At 54.5% G+C, this 23,840-nt stretch carries 13 protein-coding genes and 1 pseudogene; 6 read left to right on the forward strand and 8 right to left on the reverse strand.

The window, feature by feature from the left end; genetic code table 11:
* Positions 1–47 precede the first annotated feature (47 nt).
* The 5 genes from thyA to BJF95_RS14130 all read left to right on the forward strand — a co-directional run bounded on the left by thyA (position 48) and on the right by BJF95_RS14130 (position 8,960).
* On the forward strand, positions 48–980 hold the full coding sequence (gene thyA / locus BJF95_RS14110) for a thymidylate synthase (protein WP_075640056.1): 933 nt from the start codon (positions 48–50) through the stop codon (positions 978–980).
* A gap of 580 nt (positions 981–1,560) precedes the next feature.
* Positions 1,561–4,848: a hypothetical protein gene (locus BJF95_RS14115; protein WP_139317500.1), complete on the forward strand. Its 3,288-nt coding sequence runs from the start codon at positions 1,561–1,563 to the stop codon at positions 4,846–4,848.
* Positions 4,848–6,806 carry a site-specific integrase gene (locus tag BJF95_RS14120; RefSeq protein WP_075640058.1) on the forward strand — a complete coding sequence of 653 codons (1,959 nt, stop codon included), beginning with the start codon at positions 4,848–4,850 and terminating at the stop codon, positions 6,804–6,806. Before BJF95_RS14115 ends, BJF95_RS14120 begins: the two co-directional genes overlap by 1 nt.
* Positions 6,807–6,820: 14 nt before the next feature.
* The gene (locus BJF95_RS14125; protein ID WP_139317501.1) at positions 6,821–7,354 is read left to right on the forward strand and encodes a hypothetical protein; all 534 of its coding nucleotides are present in this window, start codon (positions 6,821–6,823) and stop codon (positions 7,352–7,354) included.
* A 1-nt stretch (position 7,355) separates the two neighbouring features.
* Positions 7,356–8,960 (forward strand): tyrosine-type recombinase/integrase, encoded by a 1,605-nt coding sequence (locus tag BJF95_RS14130; RefSeq protein WP_075640060.1) that lies wholly within the window; start codon positions 7,356–7,358, stop codon positions 8,958–8,960.
* 523 nt (positions 8,961–9,483) lie between these two features.
* On the opposite strand, the pseudogene BJF95_RS14135 reads toward BJF95_RS14130, so the two are convergent.
* The 8 genes and pseudogenes from BJF95_RS14135 to BJF95_RS14175 form a co-directional block, all read right to left on the reverse strand.
* A pseudogene (locus BJF95_RS14135) lies at positions 9,484–9,630 on the reverse strand (transposase domain-containing protein); the annotation flags it as partial.
* A 258-nt stretch (positions 9,631–9,888) separates the two neighbouring features.
* Positions 9,889–11,979, reverse strand: coding sequence for a DEAD/DEAH box helicase (locus BJF95_RS14140; protein ID WP_075640061.1), 2,091 nt, complete (start codon positions 11,977–11,979; stop codon positions 9,889–9,891).
* Positions 11,979–12,845 (reverse strand): HamA C-terminal domain-containing protein, encoded by an 867-nt coding sequence (locus BJF95_RS14145; RefSeq protein ID WP_245297326.1) that lies wholly within the window; start codon positions 12,843–12,845, stop codon positions 11,979–11,981. Before BJF95_RS14145 ends, BJF95_RS14140 begins: the two co-directional genes overlap by 1 nt.
* A 740-nt stretch (positions 12,846–13,585) precedes the next feature.
* On the reverse strand, positions 13,586–15,658 hold the full coding sequence (locus BJF95_RS14155) for an AIPR family protein (RefSeq protein WP_075640062.1): 2,073 nt from the start codon (positions 15,656–15,658) through the stop codon (positions 13,586–13,588).
* A complete protein-coding gene (locus BJF95_RS14160) occupies positions 15,645–16,625 on the reverse strand; it encodes a PD-(D/E)XK motif protein (protein WP_075640063.1) in 981 nt (326 codons plus the stop codon). Before BJF95_RS14160 ends, BJF95_RS14155 begins: the two co-directional genes overlap by 14 nt.
* Complete coding sequence (locus BJF95_RS14165) at positions 16,615–19,347, reverse strand: Z1 domain-containing protein (protein ID WP_075640064.1); 2,733 nt, start codon at positions 19,345–19,347, stop codon at positions 16,615–16,617. The genes BJF95_RS14160 and BJF95_RS14165 overlap by 11 nt, the downstream gene beginning before the upstream one ends.
* On the reverse strand, positions 19,344–20,837 hold the full coding sequence (locus BJF95_RS14170; protein WP_075640065.1) for an ATP-binding protein: 1,494 nt from the start codon (positions 20,835–20,837) through the stop codon (positions 19,344–19,346). Before BJF95_RS14170 ends, BJF95_RS14165 begins: the two co-directional genes overlap by 4 nt.
* Positions 20,838–20,907: 70 nt before the next feature.
* The gene (locus tag BJF95_RS14175) at positions 20,908–22,440 is read right to left on the reverse strand and encodes a DNA cytosine methyltransferase (protein WP_075640358.1); all 1,533 of its coding nucleotides are present in this window, start codon (positions 22,438–22,440) and stop codon (positions 20,908–20,910) included.
* Between the two features lie 68 nt (positions 22,441–22,508).
* Here BJF95_RS14175 and BJF95_RS14180 point away from each other — a divergent pair, with 68 nt between their 5' ends.
* Positions 22,509–22,997 (forward strand): very short patch repair endonuclease, encoded by a 489-nt coding sequence (locus BJF95_RS14180; RefSeq protein ID WP_075640066.1) that lies wholly within the window; start codon positions 22,509–22,511, stop codon positions 22,995–22,997.
* Positions 22,998–23,840: the final 843 nt, after the last annotated feature.

Genomic DNA, 23,840 nt, shown 5'->3' on the forward strand with positions numbered 1-23,840 from the left:
GCCGTTCTTGGACGTCACGATCGCGCACAGAACTAAAGGTAGGATTCATGGCCCGACATCCCGAATATCAGTATCTCGATATCGTCGAGAATGTGCTCACAAAAGGCGACAAACGTATCGATCGAACAGGGGTTGGGACCCTAGCAGCGTTCGGCGCAATGATGCGGTTCGATATGTCAGATGGCACATTCCCGGTCTACACCACCAAGCGCGTGTTTTGGAAGACTGCGGTAAAGGAGATGCTTTGGTTCATCTCTGGCCAGACGAACATCAGGTCTCTCTTGCAGGAAAACGTTCGGATCTGGACCGATTGGCCCCTGGAGAAGTACCGCAAGGCCACTGGTCAGCAGATCTCCCAGGAAGATTTCGAGGCACGCATTGTCAATGACGAGCAGTTCGCGCTCGAGTGGGGTGATCTTGGTCCAGTCTACGGGAAGCAGTGGCGGCGTTGGGTCGGACCAGATGGGCGGGAGTACGACCAGATCGCGACTGTGATCGAGACGCTTCGCACGAACCCGACGAGCCGGAGAATGCTATTCCATGCATGGAACGTTGCAGATCTCGACCGTATGGCATTGAATCCGTGTCACAACTTCTACCAATTCTTTGTAAGCGGAATGGGTTTAGAGACAGATCAGGGCGAGCCACTCCGCCCTAAGCTTTCGCTTATGGTCGGAACCAGGAGCAACGATTTGGGTCTTGGAAATCCATTTAACGTCTGCCAGCAGGCGGCCCTGCTAGCGATGGTGGCACAGCAAGTTGACATGGTTCCGAATGAACTTATTTGGGTCGGTGGCGACGTGCATCTGTATCTCAATCATCTCGAACTTGCAGAGACGATATTGAAGCGTGAGCCTAGACCATTCCCCAAACTCCGTCTCACGCGACGGCCGGAAAGCATCGATGGCTACAAGATCGAGGATTTCGAAGTTACGGGATATGATCCGCATCCGGCGATCGCAGCTCCCGTCGCGGTCTAGCAAAGTTACATAAGTCGATCTGGCTCAACCTGACTGCACAGCGAGCGTCGCATTAAGCGACGCCGAACCCTTTGTCGCGCGGATTCTTGCCATGCCTGAACAAACTATATCGACCAGGACGTCTCAGGGGCATCAAGTAGCTCGCTTACTTCCAGAGCAAGACATCGTTGGCTGTGATGATTGTCTTGACGAACCCGCTTCTCCCGTTGGCCAGGTTTCATGGTCTAAATTTGCCGATGAAATCGCAGATGCTTTGGCCCGAGATCGGGAGGTTGGGCAGCTTCGGCGGAACCCAAAAGGAGGCATCGATTACGTCTTTTACTTGGCCCAGGCCGTTGCCAGTATACGTGGCACAGATGTCAGCGTCGCTGCTCCACCTGCGCCGCAGATAGCCTCTCCCCCATCACTTTCAGATCCCGGGTCTTTAGTGGACGGCAATTCCACACCCGATGCAGAGCTCGTCGTCACGAAACGGGTCCCTTCGATTCCCACCAGCCAGGAGGCTCCGGGTGAAGCCGATCTGTTGAAAAGGCACTCGACCTTCATCCCACAAAGCGCGTTCGGTCGGGCGTTCGCGTGCTTGAGCTCTCTGCTGACTGGAAACGGGCTGCCTCGCGATGAAGAGGGCAATCTCGATGAAGAGGCGCTAGAAAATACGATGGGGATCATGCGCGGCAGTCTGGGAGCGTATCGCGCGATGGTCGATGATTTCGATGCCGTTGACAAAGGACGTAATCGGCCAAATATAAACTTGGTTCGAAAGAAGGCTTCTCGAAGGAAGCTGAGGTCATCGGTCTCCGCTGCGGGTGTTGAAAGCCGGAACTCCCCCCAAACCGAGCTATCCGCCGATCCCCCGGACATGTTTTACCCGATGGAGATAGCTGGTGTCTGCCGCACGGTAACAGACACGGCAAAGTCAATCGACCAGAACACGGAAAGGCAGGGTCAACATCAAATCAGTGAACTTGCGTCAGTGTCGTTTGCTATGCATTCGGCACTCCAGAAGCATCAGCTTTACGAGCGAGGATCTCGACGACACCGTCTAGTCGAAGCGCTTAACGACTATTTCGACAGCGGAGGGACAGTGCCGGTCCATCGTCGATCGCTATGGAACCGGCTTAGTGTGTCCGAAGTAGACGTCACGCGCGCCGAACGAGTAATTGTGCAGGACTATGAGGCAGTGAGTGCGGCACCTTCCGTTAAGGTAGAGTTGGCGGGCTCAGCATCCGCGATTGTCGCAATATATCCGGGGTTAGATAAACATCAGCACTATGAACGTGGTTCCACCGAAAGTCTTCTGGTCGAAATTCTGAACCAAGACTTGCTCGAAGGGGGTATTACAAGAAGCCGTGGAGGAAAAATCGATCGGCGGCGCTTGACGCGGAAGTTCGATTTCTCAGTCACCGCTATGACCTACTATCTGGATATTCTCCGCGATTATGAAACGGCGACCGGCGGACTGCAGAACAGCGTCGAGGCGCGAATTCCAGAGATCGAGGCATGGCTCGCCCGGTCACTGGCCGACGGGACACTGCAGGTACGCGACGGCAAGGTCGAGCGCAAGTCACTTGCACTTCGATTTAAATTCTCCCAGAATAAAACTGTTTTTATTCGAAACCCCCGCCTGTTAGCGCTCGTCGAGAAGTACGATGCGATCATCACACAGACTGGCTATCTGCCGAGTTCTCTGAAACACGAGATTGAACAGGTCCGCACCGCAATTGCCAATGGGGTACCACTTCATATCACGGGGATGTCATACGACCGCACTGCGCTTGCCTCCATCACCGGAATATCTTTTGGTCGCATCTTGTCCACCCCCTTTATTGAAGTGATTGCGGAAGCAGACAGACAACTGGTTTGCTCGCTCGAGCGGGACCCGCTCTGCAGTATGTTCGCAGGAAGACTCTTCTCTTTTCGGGAATTGCTGGAACTCGGCTGGTCAGAGGCGTTTCTTACAAAATTGAATAGTTCATTTTTGAAAGCGTTCAAAACTTCGAAGAAGGATGTCGCCAAGTCGGCGTTCCTGGCATTGTTGGAGTTGCTTCGCTTCCTCGCGACGTCACCGGACCCAGACTGTCAAGCGGTTAAGGCTGGGCTGAACACAGGAAGGATCACAGCGGTCGAACCGAAGCGCTGGACACGCGCAACGCAAGGCTACGCGGACAGCGTTAGCGAACGTGCGGACTTGAACGGAGCCGCTGCCGCCGCCAAGCTCAAGGCTGCCAACAAAGTCATCCGCCATCTCGCAAATGACCGAGCTTTTCCGGAGCTGGATCTGCCACTTAAAGCCACCGGAGGCAGATCACAACATAGGCGCACTATTGCCCAGCCTTCGGCATCGGACGGGGTGGACGATTACTTGGCTTTTGCAACGTTGATGCTGGATGAGGGCTCGAGGCTGCGTGGCATCGACATTGAAAACGAGGTGGAGGCGGGCTTTTTGAAGTCCCTACGCGGCGAGCTCGCCAGCCGTGCGCTGAAACCCGGAGACACGCCTGCCACGGTGATCCTGCAGGTTCTTAAGCGAAGGTTGGCGTTAATAGAAGACGCTGTTGCCGCAGTATATATCCGGTGGATGGAGCACTGGGAACGCGGGCAAACATTGATTGCAGCAGGAAGGGATTTCGGGGATGAGTGGAAGATTCGGTTAGTCCCCGAGACCGGTAATAGCGGGAACCGTCGAAGTCTAATGCGGGAAGCGTTTCCGCTTGACAATCCCGAGCGGGCGCTTGCGAACCTGACTCGCCTCATATCCGATCGCTTCGGAGGGATCTACCCCAAGACGGACAGTATTCTGGGACAATTCTTTGCGAAGAGAGCGCTTGAGTTCGGCGGAAAGCCCAACATCGAGGCGCTCATCACCCCGCATCGTGATGCTGTTGGAGCCGTCCTACTCCTCTACCTAATCAGATCGGGGGCGAACGTAGCAGTAGGACGCAGCCTTTTCGTCGACGCAACGGAGCCCTCGGAGATCACTGGTTGCGTCCATGTGAACGGCCAGAAAGCGAGGGCGCGAGGCAAGCCTATCCATGCGCACCTCGACAAGAGGTCCCATGCTGCCCGAGGTATCGAATGGGTTTTGTCCGCTGGAGCAGAGCTGCGCTCGGCACTCAATGCCGATGAAGCGCGCCTACTGTTTGTAGCCAATTTCGGATCTGGACCCAAGTTGATTGAGGAATGGGCAGTCAGAGATCTATTTAAAAAGATCGTCGCTGACGTCCCGGAACTCGCAGATCTCGACCTTACGCCTTCGATGTTACGGCCGACCGTCCTCTTGATCGCCGCACTGGAGGGAGGGGCTAGCGCTCGCGTGGCCGCGGGTCTGGGGCAGCATGGTCTGAATGTTGGTCAGGGCTACACCGATCATCCGCCCACGCGCTTCATGCGCGACGAAGAAATGCGTTCCTTTATGGATGCTTGGGAGACGTTAACTGTGTATGCCGAAGACGATGCGCAAGCTCTGCTTGGATTCTCGAAAGCGGAGGTGGAGAGAAAAGTCGCCGATTTGAGGGAGACTGGCCTTGGAACTCTTTGCAAAGATCTCCATGGCCGGCCCGGCAGCAACGGCGCTTCGTGCACACAGCTCGATTGCTGGAACAACTGCCCTCAGCTAATCGTGATCGCTCGAGCGAATGATTTAGCGCTGATGATTATATGGAGGGCGTCGTTACTCGAGGCACAGGCGGTATGGGTAAGAGATAGGCCCGAGCGCTGGTATTTTGTTTGGTATCCGTGGCTTCTGTTCATCGATACTGTTGAGAGCAAGATATTGGCAACAACGATGGCGCGGATCTGGCGTCAAGCTCTGGTTCTCGCCGAGCAGGTGATGGCTCATCCCAACTTCAGGCACCGGAGGCCCTTCTGATGGCACAAAAAGTCGCGGGCCTTACGACTACTGCCAAACCACGGCAAATACTGAAGCGGACCGCAAAATGGCTCAGTGCGGCTTACGAAGCGGATAAGTGGCAAATCATAGACACCATTGGCGAAGGTGACGGGGAAGCGATTGACTTTTGTGTCAGATTACCGAATGGCCGCCTTCTTACCGAAGAGCACGAACTGTATGCGACAGTAAAGGAGTTTGTATTCTGGATCCGAGAGGGCGGCTACACCAACATCTATGATGCTCAGAGGCACAAGCAGTATGCGCTGGCAGCTATCCAGCTTGCCTGGGGTTTAATTGCCAGAGGCTACTCATCGTTTGCCAAGCTCACGAGTGACCAGGTTGACGAGATTTGCGTTGCAAGCGCAGCCGGACACGATGGGATCACGTCCGCCTCGGTCTTGGTGCGTGGCCTCCTTGAGCAATTCCAGAGCTGGGCTGATGTCCCAGCTATCTTCGCCCAGAACAAGGTCTTTGATCTTGCCAACATTTCGCACGCACTTCATATCCCCAACAGGTGGCATAAGAAGGCGTCTGAGCAGGAGGTTGCCTACGCTTCCGCCAGGCTGAACGGTAAGACACTCCCGCGCTCCGGCACCAAGACGGTGACGGTGCAGAATGTACAAATAGTCACTACGGTTTTTGAGGCGCTGTTCGCGCTTCGTCATTACATGGCGGCTCTTTCGCTGTCATTCAATCCCTTCCCGGAGAGCGCGTCTGGGCGTGCGAACGCACTCGGGGCAACTACGGAGCCGACCCCTATCGCTCCCGTCGAACTCGTCCTCCGCTTTCTGTCCGAAAGCGCTAACTATATCCAACGAAACGCAGCAGGCGCAACATCACGCTACCGCGCCGCCTGGCTCTCCAGGGATACAGAAGCTTGGAACCCCGAGAAAGCTCGAGCAGCTAAGTCCCAAATCAAGTTGATTTCCGCTGCGGCATTCGTCCTTATCGCGGGATTCACGGCTAGACGTCTAAAGGAAATTCTGAAGCTCAAACGAAGCTGTCTGAAGGGCAGTGACGCCCAAGGGTGGTGGTTGAATGTCTATATCGAGAAGTCGGAACGAAAGTGGACATGGATCCCCATTCCAAGAATTGTCGCGCGCGCAGTCGAGACTCTCCGTTCGTTCGATGTAGATGACCCAGATGAAGATCAAAGGTTATTCACCCTGAATGATCCAGCCACCGGCAAAAGGATCAAGCTGGATCCGGCTATTCAATCGATCGCGCGCACGCTTGGTGCCGCTAAATACTCTGACAAGCATGGTCAAGTACTCGAGTGGAAATGGACACCGCGTCAATTCCGGCGCTTCTTCGCGGTGATGTATATCTACCGGTGGCAGGGTAAGAAAGAAACCTTAGCACATCACCTGAGGCAATACGATCTGGAAACCGCGAACGACTACCTCCATCTTGATCCCGAAGCTGCGATGATCTGGTTGAAGGAGATCACTGCGTACAAGGTCTTCGTTGCGGAGCGAGTAGCAGCGAACGACGACGAATTCGTAGGCGCGATGGGCGACCGCTTTCGCAAGTTTGTGAAACGTGTCCAACGGAAGCTCGACGAGACTGTAATGGTCGTGTCCGAGCAGAGAGCCGCGATTATTCTGCGATTGATGGCCAAACAGCACATCGTCCTGACTGTGAAACCCTGGGCCACTTGTTGTTGCCCGCATACAGAGCAGGGATGCGAACGCGCGGCCTGTCGGCAAGCGGCTGGTTTCGAAAAAGGAGACGTCGGGCCCGACTTCCGTGCGGCAGCACCATCCGTATGCCCATCCTGCCCGTGGGCTCTGATCTCCCAAGGAAACGTCAGCTATATCGAGTCGGAGATCGAGGAACTGACCGAAACTGCGACACAAGCTACGGGCGTCTTCGCGGAACTAGCGTCTGAAAAGGTTGTAGTGCTCTCGAGGTACCGCGATTCACTCAAACGATGACTGAGGGGATGAGGATGGAGCAAAGTCTCTCAACGCGCGTCGCTGCCCGTATCGAGCTGATGGAGGGTTGGGTAAAGAATGGGATCCCGACAAACGTGAAGGATATTCCATCGTCCCTCAACGGTTGGCGGACGTGGCACAGGCCGGACCTCGGGATTCTCAGGATTGGTTCCAAGACCAGCTTCACTAAGACCGATCCCGGGATCGGTATCCAGGTCGTCAGGATCGACGCGCTTATGTCGACGCTGAACCAGAGGCTGGGGGTCGGCAGACGAGGTGGAAAGCCGACTAAACAGACCAAGAGAAGCTATAAGCCTGAGAAAATTCGAAGGCTCGAGGCGGAGCGGGAGCGGGATGCTCTAAAAACTGAACTCGTCGTAGTTTCCGGGCAATGGCATGAGGCGCGAAGCGATCTGGAGCGCAGGACAAAAGAACTTGAGAGCGTCAGGGTTATCAACGCAGACCTTCGGAGAACGATCAGAGAACGAGAACATCGAATTGAGCACCTGCTCGGAGAATTACGAAGCGCAGGATTGAGAGAGATGTGATATGGCAGACAATCTTATTGAGCGGCTACGGATGCTTATTGAAGCCGATTTTCATGGCATGAAGCCGCCGGTTACGCGCAAAGGCGTCCTGCGCGAATGGATCGCCGATCTCCTTGGGTGCAGCGCGCCGACGCTAAGCTCGAACTTCAGGCTCAGGAGGATGATCAAGGAATGGGAGGAGGAAAACCTGGACGGCCGGTGCAAGGTTCCCTCCGGCGTTGAAGTCGCTAACGACAATGTGGTTTTGATGGCGCGTCGAAAGCGGACCGCGCGGATAATTCTCGCAATTGCGAAAATCCACGGTCATCTCTGGGAAATTCCTACGATTATCTGGAATGGCGTTCAGCAGGTGGTAAATGACTGGTTCCGGTACCTCGTGGTGAAATTGAAACGGGATATTTCGTCAGTTGAGGAGACTGCGAAGCACATGCGTCAGTTTCTCAATTACTGCCGGAAGAACCGCATCAAGCTCGAGGCAGTTGATGACGACGTCCTGATCGACTGGCGGAGCGAGCTGACTGCCGCGGGAATCAGGACACCGAGGCGCAACACTTTGTTGCGCACCGTTCACTCTTTCTACAAATGGACTGCGGAACAGAAGATCTTCAAGTACATCGTGCAGATCGCCCGTCCCAGTGCATATCCTGAAGCTATGCTGGATTACTCATTCCCGATCTCTTCGCAAGAAGAGATGATCATCACTCGCAAGGGAAGGACGCGATTTCATTGGGTGTGGCCCTTCCTCGAACACGGGGAGGGGGCGAAGTATGGGCGCAGACCGACACCCACGTTTGAAGAGATTGATCGCGCCACCAGTTTCACCGACACGCAGGTGCACGGAGTGCGGAATGTCTTGATGATGATCTGGGCATTTCGTACAGGCGCGAGGGTCAGTGAAATTCTATCCATGCGCCTGAAAGATCTACCTTGGACTGATGAGCAGCAAGCCGAGATGATCGAAAAGGGACAGTGGGTCGTCAAACTTAGGAAACGTAAGCGCAGGCCGGGCGGGGGCTTTCTATATGTACCGCAGGAGGTAATTTTCGACACGATCGACTACATTGAGACGGAAAGGGCGCTGATCCTGAAGAAGAGGGGCAAGAAAGGGCTGGATCGAATCTTTTTATCAGAGCGCGGTACCCCAATCGTTGCGGACAGCGTTTCCAGAATATGTACGGCTTTGTTCAGGGCGGCGCAAGTTCTTAACGCTGGCATCCACCTGCTGCGAGCCAGGTTTGCGCATAACACCGTAGAGGTCGTCCTCCAGAACCTCGAAGAGTTTGGAGTTTCCCTCGATTCCTCCTCCGGGTGGCATGAGACAGCATTGATCATCGCCGCTCAGATGATGGGCCACAGTTCACCGCGTTCTCTTGAGCCCTATCTGCACGACATCGTGTTCCGCCGAGCTGAAGCAGCCCGTCTCGGTCTTGCTCCTACAGCCGATACCAGACCCGCGTCGGAGCGACCGGACCTGATGGGTACCGTGGCCGAAGCGACCAGACTGTTGCAAAATGGCGAGGAGCGCGAGGCGGGTAGACTTCTGCGGCGCGTGACTGGCGAGATCGATAGGCGCCGTCTTTGGCAGGACTTCGCAATGGCAGCGTGAGAGGATAGAAGTGGGGAATTCTCGTCTGCAGCGAGCACGCTGATGGCGAACTCGGGATGGGTGCTCTCTTCGGAGGCCCTTTCAGTGCGCGCGGTCCCTATTTACCTTATGCTGATCCGTTCGTAGCGGCTCGACCAACCGTTGTGGAGGACGATTCCCCGCCGATCATCTACGGATGGCTATTGAGGAGCAGAGCGAAGCTGACTGCGGTCCGTGGCCATCGTCGGCCAGCATGTGTATTCCTGACGGTGACATGATAACGCGTCTCACGACGTCAAGATTGACCAAATGATGCCCCACTTCGGGTCCGAACAGACAACAGGGTTGTCTGTCTCGACCTTTACTAACGCTCGGACGAGTGCGAGATTGGTTACCGCCCGGTCCTGATGTTCTGCGCTCGTTACCTCGACATACCGCATGTTTGGTCACTGTACAGCCTCCGCGATTGCCGCTACATCGGCTGCGTTGTCTTCTGTCATTTAACAAACGGCTTCACGTAGATTGGCGGTAAGCGGTGTTGCGATCACACGCTTGCAGGATAATTCCAAGGCAGGAGTTCCACGATCTGGCTCTGCTTGTGGCCGGTGACGATGGCGGTGAGTGTTGTGTTCAGATAGAGCAAGGGATCGACGGCATTTAGCTTGCAGGTCTCAATCAGCGTAAGCGCTGTGTCGCCCGCACTTTGTCCATCATGCTTTTTCTTTTCGAAGGCTTGCACCATGAGTAGACGGCAAGTTCTCGCAAATGGGAAGATTTTGGCTTACGCAAAACTCCCTGATCTCCAACGTCGCAACAGTAGGCCAAACAAGTGTCGCCTGGTTCGGGATTTTCGGTAACCGCTGTTCCACCCCCACGTTGCTCGCTACTGCTTGTTCTCCACCAGCTTGCGCCGAGCAATAGGCGGTATTTAGCTCTTCGATCTCAGTTTCTACTGGCTCGGCGTAATTCCTTCCAAAAAATGATTGAGGATATACTTGTCGAACCGTGACAAGCTCTGGATCGCAAAGAGGCGCTCCAAGCCGATGGCATTAAATTTGACGATGGCGTCCCTGACATTCAAAGCGCTGTCAGCCAGATCAATCACCCCGCTATCCTGAAGCTTCCTCGATATCATCCTTGGAAGACCGTACTCCTCGAGATGATATACGGTTCCCGGACGGAAGGCTCTGCTTAGTCGCGCGATGAAACGGGACACATCGACATTTGGATTGATTATGATCTTGTACAACTCGCTCGCATCGCTGACGAGGGCCGAGAGCTTGAAGGTCACTGTCCTTTCAATCTGGAAAAACTCGTCGATCGTAATTCCTTGGGCGTTGAGGTTGGCAAGCAGTCGAGGAAGTGGGGTGCTCCAGTTCCTGTGTATCGCCTTTGTGACAACAATGATCTTACTGAACTGGGCCTCCCATCCCGTTTTCTTGAAGTCGATGAGCTTGTAGAGGATGTGCTCCCAGCGGTCGGGATCGTTCGAGTTGAGGTAGGCGAAACCGTTCCAGTTTTCGGGGTTGAACTTCATGTCCATCGCCAATGACAGGAGGAACGTGGAATCACTATCCTGAAGCACGTTATCTCGTTGAATCCTTGCCCATTCATCTCGACCGACTATGTCAATCATTGACCTCTTAAACTCGATAACTCGCTCCAGTTGTTCTGAGGTGAGGCGTGAGGCGTCTCGATCCTCGTCAAGATCACCGAGAATCTGCTCGGGAAACTCGATGGATAGCTGGGTCTCTTCGTCTTCCGGCGGTGGCTCGAGCAGATAGATGTCGCCAACGAAATGCTTGAACATGCGGCCGCCACGGCCGATGATGTTTTTGTAAGTGAAGTCTTTCAGCTTCGTCGTGCCGACCCGATTGCGCCAGATGACCACGTTCTGCGCTGAGGTGTTTACTCCTTCGATAATCGATGAGGTTGAAACGATGTGATCCAGCCCGCGCTCTTGCTCGAAAAGCTTGACCTGAATTTGGGTTAGGCACCGATGCATACTGCCATTGTGGACACCCAGTCCACGATCAATGACGTCAGGTAGTTGCCATTCCTTTCGGTAATTCGTTCTAAGCCAGTTCGCGAAGTGTCGGGTCAGGGGACGCTCCACGGGCGTCATTCGCGTCTTAACGAGGTCGCATACCTTCCTGATGTCGACGTAGGTTCCCGCGTAAATAAGAGACTTCGCTTTCCGAGGCCCGATAATCTCGATGAGTTTATCACCCTTCTTTCCTTCGTCGCCGTCTATTTCTCGATAAAGATCGTGCTTGTTCAGATATACAGTGTTGAAGTTCAGGAGTTCAACGAACTCCATGTCGTCGGTGAAGACGCTACGGCCAAGGGTTTTGACATTGGGAGCTAGATAGTAGCGCTGATCCGCTTTGGCAGACAGTTTCATGATCGCCTTGACAAGTGCGGGTGATCGAGTCTTGTCGTGTTTCGCGCTCGCTTTGTAGAACTCGTCGACGACCAACAGGTCTATCCTATCGAGCTTATTGAGATAGCCAAAGGCTCGTTCCTGGGGAAAAATGAGGATGTTGCTGTCACCCAATGGTGTATCCGGCGCGGTTATTACTGCATAGTTGCGTCCGAATTTGCGGAATATGCGTCTGCGTGTTTCGTCCATCAGCGCGATTGTCGGAACAATGATGACAACCGTTTTAGGCTGCCGCGCTGCGATAAATGCATCGATTATGAAACTCTTGCCAAAACTCGTCGGAGCGCTGACCGCGAGATCTGTTCCTTCTAGGAGCTTCTTTAGGATGTAGGATTGCTCCCTGTGAAGGGTCGCTTTTGTCCCGCCTACATCGACCGCGAAAGCCTCGGCGAGAAACCTTTGATCCCAACTACCGCGAGTCACCTCCATATAAGGGAAAAGTCCGGTCGCGCGTATCATATGATTGACGAGCTCGGGGAATTCCCTTTTGCCTTCGCCCATCGACGCTAGCAGCCTGATGAGCAGGTTGCGGGCCGCGACTTCATCGCCGCGCTGTATATGTGCATTGATTTCTTGGCATGTTGTGAATACTTCCATCACGCCTGCTCCTTGTAGAAGGAGACGTTCTTCGTGAACGCGTCGACGATAATTTGCTTATCCGGAACTGGGAAAAGTATCAGATGAAACTTGATTTCTTTGTATTTATAAACGCCGCTGGATTTTCCGATTTGTTTGGAAAAGTAAGCCTCCGCTCTTTCCCTGTGGTGTTCGATCAGCTCGTCCTTGTACGCTTTCGACATTTCGGTTTTGCCCGAAGTGATGGAGCATTCATGCAGGAGCATGATGGGAACGTGAATGCGCGAACGTAGCTCATCTATGGAGGACCGAGCATCCAATACCGATTTTATTCTCGCGACCAATGCCGGGTCAATTGAAAGCAGATCAAGGTCCGCAATGTTGGTGATGATAGTATTTTCTTTTTTCAGCTTAGAGGTCGACAACATCTCGAACACTGAACTGACAACTGCGTTCAAACGAGCGTCCGCTATCGACTTGTAGAATTTCGCCTCCCCGAACCAGAGCTGAAAGTCGGTACCGTCGATAACAATGTGGACGCTATCGGCACCTTTCGCATTGTCTTGGGAGTTCTGTTTATAGAAAATCTTTGGAACTACTGGCAAAGCGTTGAAGTGGTGCCGCATGACGCCGTAGAGGAAAATCTCGGCTATCTCGCTTCCCTGACCCGCGATATCGTTATCACTCAGTCTTAGATTTTTCGCCGCGGCGAGTAACGCGCTGTGGCTCTGGTCTTGCAGTGCCATCCTCTCGCGCTGTGAGAGCGCCGTCTGCGCCACGTTGTCCCAGAGGTAACTCTGAAACTTCTTAAAGCGCCATGATCCATCCTCGAAATCATTGAAGAAGGAAAGGTAACGCTTGTTGAGGGCCGCTTTCAAGTCAGCCACAGTTGTGACGTCTGCTAAAGCCTCGTCGATCAAAGTTTCGAAACTGAATTTTGTCAAAGTGTCACGGTCCGATGTGCTTATCGGTGAACATCTCAGCAGACGCTCACTTTTAAGCAAGTTAAAGTTGTTTCTGTACACAGAAAAAACTCTCGATGTCATCTTCCCGCTCGCTCGGGGCCATTCAGCGGGACATCACTACAGCCGAACCTAGAAATTCTCAGAGAAAATGCCGGCAATGGGCCGGCGGAGGAAATGATTGCCGCTTCGAGCCCTCCAATTGGCCATTTGGACCGACTTTTCGTTTTCCTAAAAGCTGACGGTCCATCCCACCAGCCGCAAGACGGAAACCGGGTGGAAGCGTACTGACAGAATCCTAGCGATCCTACCATCGCTTGCGCGGTCAGTAACCTTCACGGGAAGGCGCGCCATGTTTGCGTGGTAGAACGAGATTTGTGTAAGCCCCGCGTCGTCCGTGACTCCGGTAAAGTCAGTCCACTCATCCCTAAGATCGTCGCACAGCAAAATCGGATCGGCAGACGCAATGTGATCGACAATCGCCCCAAAGCTTGACCTGGCATCGAGGGCAGTCTGTCCAGCAGCGAATTCCCCTTTTTCGCTGGTAACTGGGGTTCAATGAGGCACTGGTGATTATGGCTGGTGGCATTTGCCACCGAAGTTCGAAGTTTTGTTCGGTTCGTTGATCGTCTTCGGGAGGTGGTCATCGATTATCGCCGTTTCGGCTACCGCGCTGCAACGAAACCTTCATCCTTAACGCGGGCAAGCAGCTTCATTGCGTGGAGTGCTTGGGAATCTGTCGGGAGGCGTTGTGGAATTGTCGCGCATATCTGAACGACCTGCAGATCCTTTGGCGTCAGACGCTTCTTCGCCCGTCCCCATTCCAGTACTTTAGACCAATAAGCGCCACCAAGCGTAACTGCTTCGCTCTGTGCATTGATGCCATTGGTCAGGGCTCTTTCCGAACGAGCATCGCGCATATTCGTTCGCGCGCTTTCGATCAAGACGAGGCAGCTTTCGAGGCTTTCGCCATATTGGAGTTGCTCGGATTTCAGACGATTCCAGCAAGCCTGCTGCTTCGCCCATTCCGACATGTTGCGAACGCCTGCAGGTGGGTGGGTGATCACATGATGGGCCGCAGCAGCCGCGGTCAGTAGAGCATCAACCAGTGCGTCCGGAACGATCTGGCGGCGCCAGATCGTGTCGAGATCGAGCACTTCCTTCTCGTTATTCGCATCATGGAACAGCTTGGCCATGGCGTACGTCACGACGTTCGCGCGATACCCGCCTTCGTACCATGGCTGCTTGGGGACTTCTGTTTCAAGTTTTCTGAAAATCAGGGCCTTCGAGATCAGGCGCTTGTACCAAAGGTCATCGTATTTTGCGTCACTCTTTGACCAACTATCGCCGATCTCCCTCGCGAATTCTGCAAAGTTCTTCTGTGCGCCGCGCGACACGATGTGGGGCTGTCCCGATGCTGAGAACACGAACTTGGCCAAGTCCGTTTTCGAGAAAAGTCTGGCCTTGGGAAATTCGAGGTCGAATTTCTTCTGCTGTGGCGGTTTGAGCTTTGCCCGCTCATTGATGTACTGGCCGCGCGATCGTTCGTAAAACCATTTGCTGTCATGCCGCTCGTTATCGGGTGCGGCGAAGATCGCACCGCGCGAAATCTGCTCCATGCGCACATGGAACGGATGATTGGAGAAGAAGTCTGCTGCGTTGACCTTGTTCTGGGTGTTGGCAAATTCGGAGATTTTCGGGACGATCTCTTCCGATCTGTCCGGCGGGACTACGGTCAGCTTCATCTGCACAAACACCCGCTCAAGCTGGTCCTTCGCCGACCTGAGCGAAGCGTGGATCGACCCCGTTGTCTGTGCACCGTTCACGATTTGCAGATTATTGATCGATGAGATCGCGAAGCCAGCGGACGTTCGAACGCAGGTCACCTCATCGGCAGTGGCGGAGAGGCCGTTATTGTAGGGGAAGAACAGTTCCGGAGCGTCCTTGATCGTCTTCTGGATACCCTTATTGGTCTTCGCGCGTGCCTGGAGGAAAGATCGGACGTTCGCCTCCAGCAGCCGGGCACCCCATCTATCGTAGATGTTCGCGAGCTGGTGGCCGGGAACTATCATCAGGTAGCTCTCGAGGGCTGCGTCGTCTTGGGAGGCTTTCAGGGCGGGGAGAGCGCCACCGAAGTCCTTTTCGAAATCGATGAGCATATCGGCGCGAGACTGACCCAAGCGCTCGTAACGTTCGAAGCGAGCGAGGTCCCATACCGAGTAGGTTATGGGGATTTGTTCCTTGTTATCCAGCTTTACCGTGTCATCGCGCCCGACATATCGCCTGTTCGAAACCAGGATAAGTTTGACTTTCGACACATGCTGCCACGTGGCAATTATCAGATCGGATACTTGGAAGGCGGGATTGACCTCATTGAGACCATCCCGGAATTTTTCGGAGCGTGCTTTGCCAAGGAACCGGATCAATGGATTGAGGAGAGGCGCGAGTTCGCTTTTTCCAAATGTCCGGACCTCGTCGGAATCGACAAAATCGCATATTATGAGCCCAAGGGTGCCGTCATTGTCTCGTGGGTCGCCGGAATATCCATCAATGCGGATCTTTTTCCCGCCGTCGGTATCCTGAAAAAAGGCCCGGTCGGCAGCTTCCAGTTCGCCAGCTTCCGTCAGCCTTTCAGCCATTCTGTCGAAGAATGCCTCGATCATGAGGATGCCGCTTGTGTCGGCTTCGCGACGGACGTCTGCCATCAGGTTCTGATGATATTCCTCAAGCTCGCTCATCAGGCCCTTCCTCAAACAGCGTTGCACGTACAGTTGCCCAGTCCGTATTGAAGGGCGCACAGGCATCAAGAGAGAGGGAATAGCTCAAGTTCGACACTCCAAGAGGAACTGGCACCGCCAGCCTGGGGAAGGGATCCTCCACCGCGAAAAATTCGGCCTCGGATGCCTGCCAATGCCAAGCTGAGTAGTCATGCATCGGATCATATCCGGCATCTGCCAGTCGAAGATCAAACTGCGGGATAACGGATGGTGCAGTGCGCTCCAGTATTCTCGCCAACGCGGCCACATGGTCGGCAAGCGTCAAACCGTTCGGTGATTGAACCTTGTCGACCGTTAGAACGGCGAGCCAGAGCCTGCGGCCTTCAACCTCGGCAAGTTGATATTCGTTTGAGATCTTGACGAAAGGCTGCGCGGCTCCACGCCGCGCCTTTACCTCGATACAATCAGACCTCAGCTCGAAATCTTTCGGTGCCCCCGAAGGACCTGTCCACGTCTCGATTGCGGCCTTTGCTCCCATATTCTCAACGAGGAGCTTGAGTATCTTCAGTTCGCCGATGAGGCCCTTCTGCGCTTCTTCAGGGAGGAGGTCGTCCTTTCCGCCGCGAAGAAGGTGATGCCAGCGAAATGTACGTCCGATCGCCCTTTGGAGAGCCGCCGCTTCGTCTTCTGCCGTTTCCGCAGCCGTAACAACGTCCCGGCAGAGAGTTTCGAACAGTTCCACTTGGGCGGCATCGTTGAGACGGATGTATAGGATTGGCCCGCCCGGTAGTGTCTGGAAGTGAATGTCGAGGCTTCGGAGCATCGGCAGGTCGGGCAGCGGACTTGGCAACTGGGAAAGCTGCAACACCAAAGCTGCCTCTGATCGCGTGAGAACGGCCCAGAAAAAATTCCAGCGACCCGATGCGTTCACCCGTCTTGTATCGATCTTTCCTGCCTCCAGTCCGGCCCAAGGGGTATTACTCAGCATCACCTGGGACCTCCTGCTCGACTTCTTCCTCTCCAAACATTTCCCGCATGCGTATGGTGTTGACGACGTAGTCGACCGTCCCTCCTTGGATATTCGAAGGAGGGAAGTAGATGCCCCATGCGAGCACATCCTCAGGAAGCCGTTGCTTGAGCTCTTCATCTCCAACCTCCGGCCGGACGAAACGGAGGATCATCAGGGGGCGTCGCCCTTCAATTTCGAAAAAGATCCGCGGAGGAAGCGTACCCGACGCAGGCTTGCCATGGGCGGCAATGTAATTGTCCTTGGCGGCGCTGATTTGATCTTCCGTCAGGCCTTCACGCTCATCACCCGGCGAGCCAACACGACGGCTCGTTCCGCTGATTGCAAGTGTTCCAGTCTTCAAGTTATCCAGCCCTACAGCACGGTTGAACGGCTTCATCCGGAGGCCGTCGAGATCTAGCGAGTCGACGCTATCCTCTTTCTGCGCGCTTGCGAATAGAACGTCCCATTCCTTTAGTTCGGTTGCCGAACGCGCCTCGATGTAATCACCCATCAAACGTGGATCGGTAAGCGGATCCGCGGTGTCCGTGCGGAATATGTTCAGAAAGTTGCGGATCAGTTCGACACTGACACCCTTGAAAAGATGCCCACGGGGCCTTTCCTCGAGCGATACTCCGGAGGCCTTGATTGCCTTCGCCAGTGCGGTGCCCGCCGATCTGTTTCTCGCAAGCTGACCGACGTCGTTCTTGATGCGTGTTGTTTCTACGAGCCGGCCAGCCAATCCGACCCTTACGGGTATCTCCTTGCCGCTGCCCATCTTGTTGCGCGCGGTGACTATCAGGGTCTCTGGATGACTACGGACAGCTAGACCGAATTGCTCGGGCGTCGCCTTCACCAGTTCCATGCGCTTGAGCTGCGCCTGCAGATCTTCCATGGCCTCTTGGATGTGCGAGTACCAGCCGACCCCATCTGCTGGAATCCATAGCCTGCAAAGGTCCTCATACCCTGGCCTGTAACCAAACCACCGACCCATTTGCATCAGCGTGTCGTACATCATGGAGTTTCGAAGGAAATAGCTCGTCGTCAGTCCTTCAAGTGTAAGGCCGCGTGAAAGCGAGAATCCCCCAACTGCGATCACTGTGACGCCATGCTCGCTACCCTTCTCATAAACAAGCGCTTCCGAACGCTTCGAAGCATTCACCTCGATGACGCGCGCAGCAATCAATACTTCGTGTAGTCGGGCTTGGATCGCAGGCCAGCCCGCGTTCTCCAGATCTGCGTACTCTGTTTCCCAGATACGATGAAGGGCGGCGATTTCCGGGTTTGCGAGTGCAGCCCTGCCTTTGCCGGCGTCGACTGTCACGGCATCCCGGATACGACCGACAATGTCACTGATCCGCGACCGCAATTTCCCCTGGACGTCTGTGAACCGCGAGACATTCACCAGCATCGAGGCATGGGATGCCTGCTGCCCTCTGATGTTGCGGATGGCGCGCGCGACCAGAAATGCCCGCACCGCATCAATGAGGCTTTCGGGCAGAGTATCGACCGAATGGTTGATCTTGTGCTTTATAGGAAAGATGTCCTCATTGTCGGCAATGAGCCGAACATGCTTAATACGTGCGTCAATGAATACCTTCTGTGCGCCAAAGTAGTTTGAAGGCGCATCAAGGCCGATGATGAAGTGTCGGGGAAATAGGTCCTGCTTGAATGTCTCGTCGTCGGTGTCGGGATCGATCAGGATGTTCGCAAACGGGGTCGCCGTGTAACCAACGTAACAGCTTCTGTGGAAAAGTGACAGCAGTTCCCGGATCTGACCGTTGATTCGCGTAATCTCTTCCTTGCTGTAGGCAGTGTTGATAGAAGCGTTGTCAGCTTCATCGTCGATCAGCAGCATCGGCTGCTGCACCATCTGCGAGCCTTGGCTGACTGAATGCTCCTTCAGCCACTCCAGCAGATTTTTCAGCGTACTCGAATTCTTCTTGATTACCAATACAACGGGAACATTGTACTGGCCTATCTGGCTGGTATTGGTCGTCGCTGTCGCCTTGTTGAAGTCGCGCAAGGTGTTGGTGAGAGAGACCGGGAACTCTCGCTGATCGAAGGTGCCAACACCGATGATCTTCTGCCGCTGAGTCTTGTTCGCATGCGCAAGGCGACCGGTGTCCCGGCCAATGAATCCTTCGTCGATCCGCACCTGCGTCTGATTGCGAAGATTGTTATGGATCCCGGCGATTACAACGATTAGCCGGTATCCGGCGTCAGCCGCCTTGCAGATGAGCCCGGTGTAGTTCGCTGTCTTCCCGCTCTGGACATGGCCCACCACCATTCCCCGGCGACCCCAAGGATTCAGGTTCCGTGGGTTTCCAAGCCTATCGAGCACGCGATCCGTGACTTCGTCGGTGGCGTCGATGACAGACTTGGGCAGACCCTGGAGGCTAAGTAGCTGGCGATACCGGCCCCAGTAGAAGTTCCCGATCTCGCCGTTGATCTTCGCATCATGAAGCCACGGACGGAAATCTTCCGCGTCAACGATCGCGCCCAGCCCCATGCTGATGCCGTGTTTCTCTTCGATGAGGCGGGCAAGATCTTCAGCTTCGTCGGCGCTCACCTTCCCGGAAAACATCGGGGTATCGCGCAGTTGCGCGATAATGTCTCTGATCGACTGCGCTGTATGGGGACCCTGTTGCGAAGCCATGAACATTGCGGTCATGCCTTCAAGGCTGCTCAGTATCTGGTTCATTTAGCTCGATTAGCCTCTATAATGGCGTCTATGATAAGCTGGGTGTCGGACCATGCGGTCCGAAATGGATCGACATCTCTCATCAAGGCGATGATATCCTTGAGTTCCTTTTTGGCAGCCAGAAGGACGGAAAGGGTCGCCTGCACTGCTTGAGTGAGCGTGTCCTCGTCCACATGGTCCGGCACGACGTCCTCGGCGACAGCCGCCATATCCGCATGTAGCGTCTCAACTGGCAAAGAAGCGCCAACGAGACTGATGCAATTGAAGAAACCTCGGCGAAGATGTTCAGGGAGCTCTTCGGCATACCCGGCGAAGATTGGATGTTCGATGTTCGGCCTGTAGCGTATATGTCCATCGGACTGAATTCTGTGCCACAGAGGTAATCGGTTGTGGTCGACCAGCTTCTGCCCGCGTTTCCGGTAGGTGCGTTTGGAACCTTCCTGAATGCGTTCGATCACTTTCTTCAATCGGTCGCGAACCGTTGGAGGAAGCTGAGCCGAACACTTTTTGACATCGATTTTCCAGTCGCTGTCCATACTGTTGGAAATGTCGATTCTTACCCGCGACAACTTCGTTAGTTCGGACTGGCGGCAAAGACCGAACCACGTACCATGCAAGATCAGGCGTTCGCCTCGATACACGTAGAAGCCCTGAGATTTCAAATGTCCCTCTGGCCCGCCGAGGTCATCCCAATCCGGGGTGCTCATCTGTTTGTGGTGAGGAATTGTGAAACTCTGGATCTCGACATCGCCCTGCGGAAGGCTGATGATTTCCTCCGGATCGGCGATGGTGGCAGAGTTCTTGCGTGCGAATGGATCCAGTGGGCGAAGCTGTCGACCGTTCAGAAGTATCCTGATTGGTTTTGGGGCTTCCAAGAAACGGTGGAATACCAGTCGCAGGTGGCGCTCGGTTTCCGCCAAACGTTGATTTATTGTCTCTGCTCGTTTCGCAACGTTTAGCTTGTAGCCGCCGGTCAAACGGTCAAGCTTTTCCCAGAGTACCAAGGTTCCAGTTTTGCCGAGCTGATCAGCACAACGGATTGCCTTTATATCGTCCAGAAGCTGAACCGACCACTCGTTGCGGCGAGCGACATCATCCAAGTCCCAAACGGCAGCCGACGTGATCCCATTGGTGCGGGTAACGACCGTCAACCTGCGGCATTGCGAAAAACTTGCACTCTTGAGGCCGAGCCCGAAGCGACCAAGATCGGTTTTTTCCCGAGTATCGAGGGGATTCCGGCTACCAGGACGCATAGCTGCCACCAACTCGTCCTCGGTCATTCCTATGCCGTCATCAGCGATCGCGATGAACGGTTCTTCCGAGTATGTCTCCGTCAGTATATGGATTCGGTGGGTGCCCGCGGTGATCGAGTTGTCGACGATGTCGGAGAGCGCGGTCTCAAGCGAATAGCCGATGTCCCTCAAGCTTTCGATCAATGCTGCAGCACACGGTGTCGCGTCTGCTCTTCTAGCTACGAATCCTTGCTGCATTCACGAATCCTAGTAAGTCCTTGAACCACCTTCGCGCGAAATGTGGAGGATCGCAATACTTAGAATAATATTATGAGTTTGTGGAGGTAAGCGATGCGTAAACAAGATGTGCGATTTGTCGGGCCAAGAAGGGCGGCACCGCGTTTCCGACTTGAACGTATTGCTGGGTGCGATTGCCCATGAACAAGTAGTCGTCCGGGAACGTCTGAAGACGTGCGGCCTCCCGCACGGTCAGGCTACGGCACTGAGCCGGGTCGGGATGGATGAAATAGTGGCCGTCCTTAGAAATGTGGCTGGTGACGGTCGTTGATGCTTCGCTAGCAAGCTGAACGCGGAAGCGGTCGGCAAATATTCCGGTGTCCCAATTGCGATGGTTTGGGCGGAGTACTTCTGGAAACTCGGAGGCTTTTGGGCTGTACCCATGCACCTTTCCGAAGACGGCGGCAAAGAGGTATCGACCAAGATCTGAAGCCATATGCCCGCGCGTGCCATGCTGGGCGATGGAAAGCAGTTCCGGACGCTCAAGCCATCGGAGCAATTCGTCGTTTGACTTTCCGTAGCCGCTTGGAAGCTTTGCTGACGAGCGGGCCAGCGGCAATCCACGCTGAAATTCGTCTATAAGGTCCCGGAGCACCTGCTGTAAGGCAACATCAGTACTTGAGGTTAAGAGCTCGGCAGAGTCGAGCACGTAATTGCTCCACCTCTCAAAACTGTCTCCGGAATCGCTGATCCCGCTGCGTATCCGCCCGAGGTTAGCGATGGCGTCCTGTACCGTCCTGTGTTTTTCGCTGATAGGGATGCTTGCCGCCGAAGCGTGTGATGCCAAATCGGCTCGGATGCCAATGATAATTACGCGGTGCCGTCGCTGCGGCACTCCAAATTCCTCTGCTTTTACGACAAAGTCGGAGGGCTTCGTCGCTTGGCGAAGCTTAGCATTGCCGTTTTCTACACGTACAGCGAATAGCTCGTAGATGTGGCCATGCCTAGTACCCAACGAGGACAAGTCCTCCATCAACATTTCGAAAACGAGGCGGCTTTCTACCTTGGACGACAACATGCCCTTTACGTTTTCCATCACGAACGCTGATGGTCGGAGGCGTTCCAGAACCCGTATGTATTCCCGAAAAAGATAATGACGCTCGTCTTGTTCCGGCACATAGTCGCGTTTGCCGTTCGCCCGAGCCCGTCCGACCAACGAATATGCTTGGCAAGGCGGCCCACCAATGAGAATTGTGTCATCGAACTTTTGAAGTCCGGCGACCGCCTCATCTATCGCTTCGGACGCGGCGGTCGTTCCAAGTTCGAGCTGCCTAGCTTCTCTCGATGCGTGATCCCAGGCACCGTTACCAACCAAGGCCCAATCCGGCTCTCCTACCACGCCCGCATGAAAGTTTATGAACTCGGCCGGGAGTTTCCCATGCTCGGCACGAAACGCTCTCAAAAAGGCGCGCAGCCGCAAGGTTTTATGCGCGGCGGCATCCTTTTCTACTGAGATTCCGATACTAAATGGATTATGCTGCTGGTCAACCAACAGAGATGAAAACCCTTCACCTAGCCCACCTGGTCCAGCGAAGAGGTCAGTGACACCGAAAGTGGTAGGCAAGAACGACTCCTGATCGAAGATGGTTTCATCGGTGTATACTATGTGTAGCAGCAATTGCCAGGATACAAATGACTGATATTGTTGACCCTGAGACACGATCGCGAATGATGGCCGGGATCAAGGGAAAGAACACGAAGCCTGAGCTCGTTCTGCGTCGTGCACTTCATGCGCTTGGCTTGCGCTTTCGGCTTCACAATCGCAAAATCAAGGGCATGCCTGATCTCGCCTTTCCGAAGTTCAAGGCGGTAGTCTTCGTGCATGGCTGCTTCTGGCATCGACATGCCGGCTGCAAATACGCAACAACGCCATCTACTCGACCAGAGTTCTGGCAAACCAAGTTTGCTGCCAATGTCGCCCGTGACGCTGCTGTGAAAACTGCGCTGCTTGAATCGGGCTTTCGCATGGCGACGGTTTGGGAATGTGCGCTGCGTAAACCATGGCAAGTTCAAGCAACAGCAGACTTGGTGGCTGACTGGCTTGCCTCGGCCTCCGCGGAAATCGAGATCGGCGAAGTACAAGCGGGAAGGTCACTATTTTCGAGCATCGCTTTCCCCTAGCTCACTTCCGAAACCGATGTAGATAGCTCACTACCAAGCGGGAGGGGGCGACCTCGGAGGCACATTGGAGTCTACCCGATCACGCGAGGGCAAAAGGATTTGGAGGCGCTCATCCATCCAAGGCCCATAGACCAAGAGGGTTGCGTTTGGATACTCCGTGGATTGACATCACGGATCAGGGCAGACCGGACAACGTGGGAACGTAACATCGGCAACCTTCGAGATGGGAAGGTAATCATCATCGAAACAAATTCGATCATGCTCCTTCCCGTTACCACGGATCCGCTAGCAAGGCCGCCGAAGCTCTTGGCGAACGACGAGGCAACTTGGCTCAGGTCGTGGCGCGATAACTGGGCCGAGAGCGATCAGCCGGAACAGGTGCTTGGCCTGCTGCCGGTTTCTTGGACACTGAGTTAAGGTGTTCGACATAAAACCGGAGAGCAGGCCAGCTCCAACAGTTCTGCATCCGACTCAGTCGACTTTGATGGTCGGTATTTCCTGATCGTAGTTTGCAAGTTTGAGCTGACCTGTCGGCAATTCCTTCTATGCTGTGATGGCCGCACGTTACTGGTCTCTATCCGCGCAATCTGTGACCGTAAAATTCGGACTTGCTCGATCGCCATTCCTGCGAGATCGACGAATTTCTCGGATGCTAGACGCGCTTCGCCGAGCAGGCGGGCCAAAGAAGTTACACGCTGATAGGCTTCACTCAACGGAGCCGCCTTTTGCAATGCATCCCGGTGGAAGCCATCACCGTGGCCAGGCTTGATTCCCTTTAGTAGGGTGTGAGCAATTCATTCGAAATGGCGACAGCGTCCACGTTGTATTGATCAGGCCTGAGTA

Origin of the sequence: Rhizobium oryziradicis, assembly GCF_001939045.1 — a bacterium.
In the GTDB taxonomy this organism is placed as follows: domain Bacteria; phylum Pseudomonadota; class Alphaproteobacteria; order Rhizobiales; family Rhizobiaceae; genus Allorhizobium; species Allorhizobium oryziradicis.

Coding starts and splice junctions, on each gene's coding strand:
- thyA (WP_075640056.1), top strand. CDS start 48: ATGGCCCGACATCCCGAATATCAGTATCTCGATATCGTCGAGAATGTG.
- BJF95_RS14120 (WP_075640058.1), top strand. CDS start 4,848: ATGGCACAAAAAGTCGCGGGCCTTACGACTACTGCCAAACCACGGCAA.
- BJF95_RS14125 (WP_139317501.1), top strand. CDS start 6,821: ATGGAGCAAAGTCTCTCAACGCGCGTCGCTGCCCGTATCGAGCTGATG.
- BJF95_RS14130 (WP_075640060.1), top strand. CDS start 7,356: ATGGCAGACAATCTTATTGAGCGGCTACGGATGCTTATTGAAGCCGAT.
- BJF95_RS14140 (WP_075640061.1), bottom strand. CDS start 11,979: ATGGAAGTATTCACAACATGCCAAGAAATCAATGCACATATACAGCGC.
- BJF95_RS14155 (WP_075640062.1), bottom strand. CDS start 15,658: ATGAGCGAGCTTGAGGAATATCATCAGAACCTGATGGCAGACGTCCGT.
- BJF95_RS14160 (WP_075640063.1), bottom strand. CDS start 16,625: ATGCTGAGTAATACCCCTTGGGCCGGACTGGAGGCAGGAAAGATCGAT.
- BJF95_RS14165 (WP_075640064.1), bottom strand. CDS start 19,347: ATGAACCAGATACTGAGCAGCCTTGAAGGCATGACCGCAATGTTCATG.
- BJF95_RS14170 (WP_075640065.1), bottom strand. CDS start 20,837: ATGCAGCAAGGATTCGTAGCTAGAAGAGCAGACGCGACACCGTGTGCT.
- BJF95_RS14180 (WP_075640066.1), top strand. CDS start 22,509: ATGACTGATATTGTTGACCCTGAGACACGATCGCGAATGATGGCCGGG.